Source organism: Streptomyces sp. YGL11-2 (assembly GCF_050054615.1).
In the GTDB taxonomy this organism is placed as follows: domain Bacteria; phylum Actinomycetota; class Actinomycetes; order Streptomycetales; family Streptomycetaceae; genus Streptomyces.
Genome location: NZ_JBNHIN010000021.1, coordinates 35,581 through 45,839, shown reverse-complemented (window position 1 = coordinate 45,839; position 10,259 = coordinate 35,581). Strand labels below are relative to the sequence as shown.

Here is a 10,259-nt window from a genome sequence, read left to right as displayed (position 1 = left end):
GTCAGCCGACCCGGCGCGGCCCCAGGTCCTGTCCTACAACAGGCCGTCCCACATCTGCTCCAGCAGCACCGACCACCAGGTCTCCGGCGACCCCAGTGCCGGCGGGTCCAGCGCCACCAGCTGCGCCTGGAAGTCGACCGTCCAGCGGCCCGCCTGCTCCGGCGTCAGCCCGTAGCGCAGCCGCCACATCCGCCCCAGCATCGCCAGGCAGCGCACGAACTCCGGCAGCCCGGTGTTCACGAACTGCGGCGCCATCGGCTGCCCGCCGGGCCCGGCCTCCAGTGGGACCGCGACGATGTTCGCGGTCCCGTACTGGACGCACAGCTGACGGCCGAAGTCGTTGCCCATGACCAGGTACGAGCCCGCGTCCGGCGCTGGCTGCACACCGCGTTCCGCCGCCAGCTCCGCCAGCGTCGGCACCGGGCGGCCCGGCTGCGCCTGCGCCCAGAAGAACGGCCCGAAGTCGACCGGCAGCCCGGCCCACACCAGCATCTGCGCCACGACGTCCGGTACGCCCTGCCGGGAGACCGCCCGCTGGTCGAAGCGGAATATCCCCTGCGGGCCGAACGCCTGCTCCAGCTCCTGCCCGATCGCCGGCGGCGGCACCGGCATCGCCGGCTGCACCTGCGACGGGTGCGGCAGCGGCGCCCGGACCGGCGCCGGCCGCGCCGGGCCGTCCGCGACCTGGTGCAACTCGCCCTGGTGCTCCACGAGATGGCGCACGCCCTGCTGCCGCGAGGCGTGGTCCCGGCCGTACGCGGCGGTGTGGCTGATCCGCACCTGCGGCCAGGTCTCCCGGATCATCCGGGCGCAGTAGCCACCGGGCAGGTCGCAGCACTCCAGCTCGGTGTGCAGCTCCACCACCTGCTGCGGCGGGACGTTCATCGCGCGCAGCTCGTGCAGCAGCTGCCACTCCGGGTGCGGCGTCCCGGGAGCCGAGCGGCGCACGATCTTCTGCTCGGAGCCGTCCGGCGCGCGGTAGCTCAGCACGGCCATGTATCCGGGGCCGACGGTCGGCTGACCGCCGGGGGCCTGCGGATAGCCGTACGCGCCGGGCGCACCGGGGCCGGGACCACCGGGACCGGGCGCGCCGGGGCCGGGCACACCGGGCGGGCCCGGCTGGGGGTACGGCCCAGCGGCGGCCGGGGCGGGACCGGGCAGGTCCGGAGGGGCCACCGGAGCGCCCGGCGGGGGCACGCCGGGACCGGCGGACGGCGGCATACCGGGAGCACCGGGGCCACCCGGACCGCCCCGACCACCGGGACCCGGCAGTGCGGCGCCGCTCGCGAGCATCGTCGCCGCGGCGTGCACGCCACCGCCGACGGCGCCCGGCGGAGCCGGCGGCGGAGGCGGACCGCCCTGGCCGCCGGCGCCCCGGCCGCCCGCGGACGCACCGGGCTTGCCGGGCGCCCCCGGGGGCTTGGGCGCGCCGAGCGCACCGGGAGGCGCGGGCGGCGGCGGCGCGCCGGGACCGCCGGCGCCCGGACCGTTCGCCGGACCGGCGCCGGGCATGCCGGCCTGCAGCGCCGCACCGTCGGCCAGCATCGTCGCGGCGGCATGCACCCCGCCGCCGGGACCGCCCGCACCGGGACCGGCCGTACCGGAGGCGCCCGGCCCACCGGCCGCACCGCCGTGCGAAGGCCCGTCCACCGCACTCAAGTCCAGGTCCGCGGCGTCCAGTTGGGACACCAGCTGCGTGGGTACGTACCCGCCGGCCGGCGCACCGGGCGCACCGGGGCCGGAGGGTGCCGGGCCGTCACCGGGGCGCGCGTCCGACTTCTGCGTCGCCTCGGCCGCGACCGCCTCCGGGTCCGGTCCACCGGTCCGGCCCGCCCCGGGAAGACCGGGTGCGCCGGGAGGCGGCGGCGGGCCCCCGGCGTTACCGGGCGGTGACGCGCCGTCGGCCGGCATCGTCGCCACGGCATGCACCCCGCCCGAGTACGGAGGCACCGGGGGCGGCAGGGGCCCCGACGGCGGCGGCACCACACCGGGCGGCGGCGGCACATCGGCGACCGGCGACCCGGACGGCGGCGGCAGGTCCGGCAGCCCCGGCGGGGGCAGGGACGGGCCGGTCGGCGGGGGCGGGGGCATCATCCCGGGCGGCGCGGGCGGCATCGGCGGCGGTGCCGACGGCATCGGCGGAGCCGCGGGCAGCCCACCGGGGCCGCCCGGACCCGGCTGCCCGCCGTCCGGGGAACCCAGCACGGGAGCCACCTGCGTACGCGGCAACTGGCTGCCGCCGTGCAGCAGTTCGGTCTTCGCGTCGGGCCGCGCCCGCGGCGCCGAAGGGGTGTCGTCCGCCGCGTCGAAACCGGCGAGCGGCGGCGCGAACACGGTCTGCGGCAGCCCCACCGACCGGTCCTCGCCGTCGTCGTCGGAGGTGGTGTCCGCTGCGGCCCACGGCGTCTCCCCGCCGGAGGCCGCACTCGGCACCGCGGGGGAAGGAGGTGGAGTGGAAGTCGGAGTTGGGGAAGGGGGCGCCGCGGCGTCGTTCACGTTCACCTCGGCCCAGGCGTCCGCGGCGGCCGGGCCGGCAGGGGGGCCGGAAGCGGAATCCGGCCCCGAACCGGGACCCGCGTCGGGGCCGGACGCCTGCCCGGCCGGCGAACCCGCGCCGTCGCCCGTGCCCGTGCCGCCGGTGCCCTTGCGACCGCCGATCCCGATCGCGTCCGCCGCCTCCTGCAGCCACTCGGGCGGCGTCAGCAGGAACGACGTGGCCTCCAGATCGATCCGCTGCGGCGGTGCCTCCGGCGCGTGCCCGCCGTCGACCGGCGTGCCGTACTGCTCCTCGTACCGGCGGATCACCTCGCCCACCGTCAGCCCCGGCCACAGCGTCGTCTCCCCGCTGTCCCGGGCGATCACCAGCCGGCTGCGGCCACCGTCGGCCCCCGGACCGGCCTCGCGGTCCTCCGCCCAGGCGACAAAGCCCAGGTCGAACTCCCGTACCCGCACCTCGCGCTGGAGCGGCGCCGGCACATCGCCGTTCACCCACTCCTCCGCGCGCTCCTGCGCCTGCGCGAACGTCACCACCGCGATCAGCCCCCCACCGGCACGGCGTACGCGAAGCCGCCGTCCACCATCAGGTTCGCCACCGTCTCCAGCTCCGGCGGATTGCCCGCCAGCCGTTCCAGGAACTCGTCGAAATCCGCACCGCACGGCAGCAGCAGCCGCGCCACCCGCTCCTGCACCGCCAGACCGTCCTGGTCGCGGGCGTCGTCGTACGGGCAGAACCACACCGAGCCCAGTCCCTCGCCGCGCACCTTCACCGCGACCACACCGCCCTGCGCGAACGCCACTCCCAGATAGTCCTTGGTGAAGTGGTCCCGCAGGCACTTGTTGACATAGATCAGGTCGTTCAGGGCCGCGTCGTCCCGCACCGTGAAGAACGGCTGGTCGACCAGCAGCCCCAGCTCCGCGTCCAGCGCCGCGCCCACCGGCGCGCACCCGCCCGCCGCCTTCAGGAACGACCGGTAGGCGCCCGGCAGGCGGTAGCCCAGCGCCTCCTCGGCCTGTGCCAGCTGCTCCTCGGTCACCGACAGCTCGCGCCGCGGCAGGCCGAAGTGCACCGGCCGGGTCTCCTGCAACGGCCGGGTGCCCCGCTTGTCGTGCGCCACCGCGGCCGTCGCCAGCCCCGCGTGGTGCCGCAGCAGCGCCTTCACCTCAACCGGGATCAGCTCCATGCGCCGGGTGCCCGCCACGTGATGCCAGGTCCAGCCGTGCGGCGTCGCCACCGCGGGCACGTCTATCCACAGCTCGTGGCCCTGCGCGTGCAGCGCCGCGTTCGCCGACACGTAGTCCGTCAGCCGCAGCTCGTCGACGCCGAAGCCCTCCGGCGGCTCGGCGATCTCCGCCGCAGCGCGGGCGTACGGCGAGAAGTCCGGGAAACCGTTCCCGTCCATCCGCACCCCGGCCGGATGGCGCGCGGCACGCACCGGATCCGGGAAATGCACGACCTGCCCGGCGTAGGCCGAGTTCGGTGGCGCGGGACGTCCTCCGGCCTGGAGGCCGGGATGCGCCCCCAGCCCTTGCCGACCTGTCGTCATCGCGGTTGCCCCCTGGCTGAAGCTGGCTTTGGGGCACAGCCTATGCGGTGCCGCAACGCCCGCCCGTCGCCCGTCCCCACCCCTCAACGGCGCCGCCGCGCGGCGACTCCCCCAACCGCCCCCGCCCACCCACGTCAGCCCCGTGACACACCGCCGTCACCCAGGCCCCCACGGCCCCCGGCACCACCCCGCGGAACCCCGCCCACCAGCCCCGTTACCGAGCATCCGACGAACCGTCACAGCCCAGTGACATCCCTGACAGCGCGCCCGACTACCGCAACGCCCAGCACATTTGGCAGTCTGACTCCGCAACCGGGGGGATTGCAGGGAGGGAAGCACCACCATGAGCACCACGGCACACCAGACATCGACCACCGGCGACCCCCGTGCCACCGGCGACCCCCGCATCGGCTGGAGCGGCACCGCCGACACCGACCGCGCCCCGGTCCTCCGCCACCGCCGCGACGGCATCCTCCCCACCATCGGCGCCGCCCTGTCCGTACGCGGACAAACTCTCACCTGTACGGCCAGCAAGGCGGAACAGCCCCCCACCCTGCACCCCCTCGTACAGGACTTCCTCGACACCCTCGCCACCGACCGGCGCGACCGCTTCACCGGGCGCTGTCCCGAGGCCGTCCTGCTCTCCCGCCACCTCACCGCCGTCGAGGCCAACCGCGGCAAACGCGCCTCCCGCAAGCCCCTCACCAACGGCGAGGCTCGCCGCGCCCTGAAACACTCCAAGATCACCGCACGTCACATCCGCGAGGACGGCGACCCCGAGCACGGCAGCTACGCACCGCCCTGCCGCTCCTGCGACGCCCTCCTCGCCCACTTCGGCGTCATGCCCATCGGGGCGACGACGCCCCAAGGGAGCTGACCGCCACCATGCCGCCCACCCCCGCGCCGCGCACCCCCGCCCACGAGCGCACCGGCTCCACGCGCTTCCCCGCCGCCGTGGACGTCGCGCTCCAGGACGCCGGCTGGCAGCCCGGCCGCTGGGACATAAAGCAGGCCGAGCACTGGGCCGACACGCTCCGCGCCCACACCTCGCCCGCCGGCCACCGCCACACCGTCTTCGCCGCCGCCGTCGAAGCCTGGGCCGAGTTCGGCGGCCTGCACATCACCGGCCCGGGCCCCGGCCGCCACATCGCGCCCACCCCGTTCGCCATCGACCCGCTGCACGGGCTCCACCTCGCCCGCACCCTCGGCGACCTCGGCCGCGCCCTCGGCACCGGCGTGGCCCCCCTCGGCCGGGAAGAACTCCCCGACACCAAGACCACCCGCGGCACCACCCACCCCCAGGCCACCCTCGCCATCGACACCGAGGGCCGCGTCTACAGCCTCGACCACACCGGCGACTGGTACCTGGGCCCGGACCTCGACCAGGCCCTGAGCACCCTCGTCCTGGGCACCCGCCCGAGCCGGCTGACGGTCGCGGCGGACTGAGCGAACCGAGCCGACGAGCCGCCGCAGCGCAGTGACGCGGCGGCCGGCACCGGGACACCGGGCCGGGAGCGAAGGCGCCCCGCTCAGCCGGTCACGTCGCCGTCCGCCTCACCTCAACCGGCCGGGGCCGCGGCCCCGGCGCCCGCACCGGCCACCGGCACCACCGCCGACACCCGGAAGCCCCCCGCGTCCGTGGGACCCGAGACGAAGACGCCGCCCAGCGCCGTCACCCGCTCCCGCATCCCCACCAGGCCGTTGCCCCCGCTCGGCAGCCCGGCGTCCGTCGCCCCGCGCTCCGACGGACCGTTCTCCACCTGCACCGCCACCTCGCCGGCCCGGTGCGCCAGCCGCACCCGAGCCCGCGCGCCCGGCGCGTGCTTGTGCACATTCGTCAGCGCTTCCTGCACCACCCGGTAGACGGTCTGCTCGACCCGCGCCGCATACCGGCGCCCGGCACCGCCGCCCGCGGCACCGGCACCGTGCTCCGCGGCCCCGGCCGCGCTCTCCACCGACAGCTCCACCGCCATCCCGGCCGCCCGGGACTGCCCCACCAGATCCCCCAGCTCGGCCAGGCAGGGCCCGTCCCCCTCCGGCTCGCCCGGCGCCGCGGCGGCCGCACCGGCGCCGGCCACCGGCGCCGGCCGCACTGCCTGCGACGCCACCGCCACCAGCCGCTCCGGCTCGTCCGACCCCGCGGCGCCCCGCACCGCCGCCCCCTCGGCCGTCCGCAGCACGCCCAGCATCTCCCGCAGCTCGGTCAGCGCCTGCCGCCCCATGTCCCCGACCAGCGCCGCGTTCTTCGCCGCCTTCTGAGGGTCCTTGAGTGCCACCGCCTGCAGCGCCGCCGCGTGCACCACCATCAGGCTCACCCGGTGCGCGACCACGTCGTGCATCTCCCGCGCGATCCGGGTGCGCTCCTCGTTACGGGCCCACTCGGCCCGCTCCTCGGCGCGGTCCGCCAGCAGCGACAGCTCGCGCTCCAGACCGTCCGCCCGCTCCCGCAGACTCTCCACCAGCCGCCGCCGGGCGCCGACGTACAGCCCCCACAGCACCGGCGGCGCCGTCAGGACCAGCCCCACCGCCAGCGCCATCGCCGGCACGACCCACGCCGGCGAATGGAAGTCGTGCTGCGGCGTCAGGTCCTGCCGCATGCCGAGGAACGTCGTCACCACGGTCCCCACCACCGTCATCCCGGCCAGCAGCCCGGTGATCCGGCGCGGCACGTCCGAGGCGGCGAGGGTGTAGAGCCCCACCGTGCTCAGCAGCCCGCCCATCTGGGCGGGCATCACGGCTATCGAGACCAGCACCACCACGACCGGCCACCGCCGGCGCAGCAGCAGCACCGGCCCGGCCGCCAGGCCGAGGAGTATCCCGAGGGCCTCGGGCACCCCCACCGTGTGCGCGAACGGAATCCCCTCCGCCATGCACTCCGCCGTGGACGCCACCGCCAGCAGCACGTCCAGCACGGCGCTGCGCCGCCGCGCCCACCACCAGGGACCGCCCCCCGGCCCCCCTCGCGCAGCCACGCTCTCCCTTGCCCCCGTTGCGGTCATACCGACCAGCGTACGGGCGCCGCTCGCCGTTCCCCGGTTCCGTGCACGGGCACGGGTCTGGCCCATTACCGACCGTTACGACCAGATATCCCGTGAACTGCTGAATCGTTGGCATTTCCACGGCCCGCCGCCTTCACGGGAGCACCGGGAGAGGAGAACGCCGGGAAACGCCGGGATGGTCGAGAAAGGGAGGAATGGCCGGGGAGGATCGAGAGGAGCCGGGAAGATCCAGAAATGGGGCGCAACGGGCGCCTCGCCAGGCGCGTTCCGCACGGCGGCGGCGCATACCGTCGCGTCGGAGGCTGGTGGTACGGCATAGTGGTGGGTGCCAAGTGACCGACCTGACGCATCGTCCGGTTTGAATCGCTTTTCTATCCCCTGTGGTGTAATTGGCAGCACTGAGGCTTTTGGTGCCTTATGTCCGGGTTCGAGTCCTGGCGGGGGAGCACACGTCGACAACGGCACGGTTCGGGTCCTGACCGCTCGGTCAGGACCCGCCCTCGTTTCCTCTGCAAAACGCCCCGGTATCCTTCGGGTGACCACCACCCGAAGTAGCCAAGAAGCCGAAGGGCATCCCCGTGAGCGCCAACCGCCCGGCCGCCGTCGTCGTTCTCGCAGCGGGTGAGGGAACCCGCATGAAGTCGACGACCCCCAAGGTCCTGCACGCGATCTGCGGACGCTCCCTCGTCGGACACGTCGTCGCCGCATCCCGTGAACTGGACCCCGAGCATCTCGTCGTGGTCGTCGGCCACGCCCGCGAGCAGGTGCGCCAGCACCTCGCCGAGGTAGACCCCGCCGTCCGCACCGCCGTCCAGCACGAGCAGAACGGCACCGGGCACGCCGTGCGCACGGCGCTGGACGAGCTGCGCGGCAGCGGTGCCGCCCTCGACGGCACGGTCGTCGTCGTGTGCGGCGACACCCCGCTGCTGACCGGCGAGACGCTGAAGAAGCTGAGCGACACACACACGGCGGACGGCAACGCCGTCACCGTGCTGACCGCCGAGGTCCCGGATTCCACGGGCTACGGGCGGATCGTGCGGGACGAGGTCTCCGGTGCGGTGACCGCGATCGTCGAGCACAAGGACGCGAGCGCCGCGCAGCGGGCGATCCGGGAGATCAACTCCGGGGTGTTCGCCTTCGACGCGCGACTGCTGGTCGACGCGCTGGGCAAGGTGCGTACGGACAACAGTCAGGGCGAGGAGTACCTCACCGACGTGCTGGGGATCCTGCGCGAGGCCGGGCACCGGGTCGGCGCCGCGGTGGCGGCCGACCACCGGGAGATCCTGGGGATCAACAACCGGGTGCAGCTGGCGGAGGCCCGCCGGCTGCTGAACGCGCGGCTGCTGGAGCGGGCGATGCTGGCCGGCGTGACGGTGGTCGATCCGGCCACGACGTGGGTGGATGTGACGGTGTCGTTCGAGCAGGACGCGACGGTTCAGCCCGGGACGCAGCTCCTGGGTGCCACGCACGTCGGCACGGGTGCCGAGGTCGGTCCGCAGTCGCGGCTGACGGACACCCGGGTCGGCGCGGGCGCGTCGGTCGCGTTCACGGTGGCGGACGGCGCGGAGGTCGGGCCCGGGGCGTCGGTGGGTCCGTACGCGTATCTGCGGCCGGGGACGGTGCTGGCCTCGAAGGCGAAGGCCGGGACGTTCGTCGAGATGAAGAACTCGCGGATCGGTGAGGGCACGAAGGTGCCACACCTGTCGTACGTGGGGGATGCGACGATCGGCGAGTACACCAACATCGGTGCGGCGAGCGTGTTCGTGAACTACGACGGTGAGGCGAAGCACCACACGACCGTCGGTTCGCACTGCAAGACGGGCTCGGACAACATGTTCGTGGCGCCCGTCACGATCGGGGACGGCGCGTACACCGCCGCCGGTTCGGTCATTACCAAGGATGTGCCCCCGGGTTCGCTGGCGGTCGCGCGCGGCCAGCAGCGCAACATCGAGGGCTGGGTCGCCCGCAAGCGACCCGGGAGCGCCGCCGCGCAGGCCGCTTCGGCCGCTCGCCCCGAGTCCGGCCAGGACTCGGATTCCCAGCCCGAGGGCGAGCGGTGACTGTGCCGACGGGTACGCCGTGCGGGGCGTACCGTGATGAGCGCATGCAAACTGTGATGCAAGGAGATTTGCTGTGACCGGGATCAAGACGACCGGCGAGAAGAAGCTGATGCTCTTCTCCGGCCGCGCCCACCCCGAGCTTGCCGAGGAGGTCGCGCACCAGCTGGGTGTGGGCCTGGTCCCGACGAAGGCTTTCGACTTCGCGAACGGCGAGATCTACGTCCGCTATCAGGAGTCGGCGCGCGGTGCGGACTGCTTTCTGATCCAGAGCCACACGGCTCCGATCAACAAGTGGATCATGGAACAGCTGATCATGATCGATGCGCTGAAGCGGGCCTCGGCCCGGAGCATCACCGTGGTCTGTCCGTTCTACGGGTACGCGCGCCAGGACAAGAAGCACCGCGGCCGCGAGCCGATCTCGGCGCGGCTGATCGCGGATCTGATGAAGACCGCGGGTGCCGACCGCGTGGTGACGGTCGATCTGCACACGGACCAGATCATGGGCTTCTTCGACGGCCCGGTGGACCACCTCTTCGCGCTGCCGGTCCTGGCGGACTACGTCGGCGCGAAGGTGGACCGCTCGAAGCTGACGGTGGTGTCGCCGGACGCGGGCCGGGTGCGGGTCGCGGACCGCTGGTGCGACCGGCTGGGCGCGCCGCTGGCGATCGTGCACAAGCGGCGCGACAAGGACGTGGCGAACCAGGTCACCGTCCACGAGGTCGTCGGCGATGTGCAGGACCGGGTGTGTGTGCTGGTCGACGACATGATCGACACCGGCGGCACGATCTGCGCGGCGGCCGACGCGCTGTTCGCGAACGGTGCGGCGGATGTGATCGTGACGGCGACGCACGGTGTGCTGTCGGGTCCGGCGGCGGACCGGCTGAAGAACTCGAAGGTGAGCGAGTTCGTGTTCACGAACACGCTGCCGACGCCTTCGGAGCTGGAGCTGGACAAGATCACGGTGCTGTCGATGGCGCCGACGATCGCGCGGGCACTCCGCGAGGTGTTCGAGGACGGCTCGGTGACGAGCCTCTTCGAGGAGCAGTGAGCCGGATCCGGTAGTCCGGTGCGGGCGGTGGCCCGCACCAGGGGCGACGGAGATCCATTTTGGGGCGGCCTGCCCGCCGGGTAGACTCATCGAGTTGCTCGGCGAGGGA

Annotated in this window: 7 protein-coding genes and 1 tRNA gene; 5 read left to right on the top strand and 3 right to left on the bottom strand. The window is 74.3% G+C overall.

Annotated elements, in window-relative coordinates:
• Nucleotides 1-33: 33 nt before the first annotated feature.
• Nucleotides 34-3,030 carry an SUKH-4 family immunity protein gene (locus tag ACO1BR_RS23465; RefSeq protein WP_426797055.1) on the bottom strand — a complete coding sequence of 999 codons (2,997 nt, stop codon included), beginning with the start codon at nt 3,028-3,030 and terminating at the stop codon, nt 34-36.
• A gap of 5 nt (nt 3,031-3,035) precedes the next feature.
• On the bottom strand, nt 3,036-4,043 hold the full coding sequence (locus ACO1BR_RS23460) for an HNH endonuclease (RefSeq protein WP_426797054.1): 1,008 nt from the start codon (nt 4,041-4,043) through the stop codon (nt 3,036-3,038).
• Between the two features lie 343 nt (nt 4,044-4,386).
• Here ACO1BR_RS23460 and ACO1BR_RS23455 point away from each other — a divergent pair, with 343 nt between their 5' ends.
• Both ACO1BR_RS23455 and ACO1BR_RS23450 read left to right on the top strand, forming a co-directional pair.
• The gene (locus tag ACO1BR_RS23455; RefSeq protein ID WP_426797053.1) at nt 4,387-4,920 is read left to right on the top strand and encodes a YwqJ-related putative deaminase; all 534 of its coding nucleotides are present in this window, start codon (nt 4,387-4,389) and stop codon (nt 4,918-4,920) included.
• Between the two features lie 8 nt (nt 4,921-4,928).
• Nucleotides 4,929-5,489 carry an SUKH-3 domain-containing protein gene (locus ACO1BR_RS23450; protein WP_426797052.1) on the top strand — a complete coding sequence of 187 codons (561 nt, stop codon included), beginning with the start codon at nt 4,929-4,931 and terminating at the stop codon, nt 5,487-5,489.
• A 113-nt stretch (nt 5,490-5,602) separates the two neighbouring features.
• Here the strand turns inward: ACO1BR_RS23450 and ACO1BR_RS23445 are convergent, their stop codons facing one another.
• Complete coding sequence (locus ACO1BR_RS23445) at nt 5,603-7,042, bottom strand: sensor histidine kinase (protein WP_426797051.1); 1,440 nt, start codon at nt 7,040-7,042, stop codon at nt 5,603-5,605.
• 374 nt (nt 7,043-7,416) lie between these two features.
• Between ACO1BR_RS23445 and ACO1BR_RS23440 the strand changes: the two genes are divergently transcribed.
• The 3 genes from ACO1BR_RS23440 (at nt 7,417) to ACO1BR_RS23430 (ending at nt 10,150) form a co-directional block, all read left to right on the top strand.
• Nucleotides 7,417-7,488: transfer RNA gene (locus tag ACO1BR_RS23440), tRNA-Gln, on the top strand.
• A 132-nt stretch (nt 7,489-7,620) separates the two neighbouring features.
• On the top strand, nt 7,621-9,102 hold the full coding sequence (glmU, locus tag ACO1BR_RS23435) for a bifunctional UDP-N-acetylglucosamine diphosphorylase/glucosamine-1-phosphate N-acetyltransferase GlmU (RefSeq protein ID WP_426797050.1): 1,482 nt from the start codon (nt 7,621-7,623) through the stop codon (nt 9,100-9,102).
• A gap of 73 nt (nt 9,103-9,175) precedes the next feature.
• The gene (locus ACO1BR_RS23430) at nt 9,176-10,150 is read left to right on the top strand and encodes a ribose-phosphate diphosphokinase (protein WP_159503381.1); all 975 of its coding nucleotides are present in this window, start codon (nt 9,176-9,178) and stop codon (nt 10,148-10,150) included.
• Nucleotides 10,151-10,259: the final 109 nt, after the last annotated feature.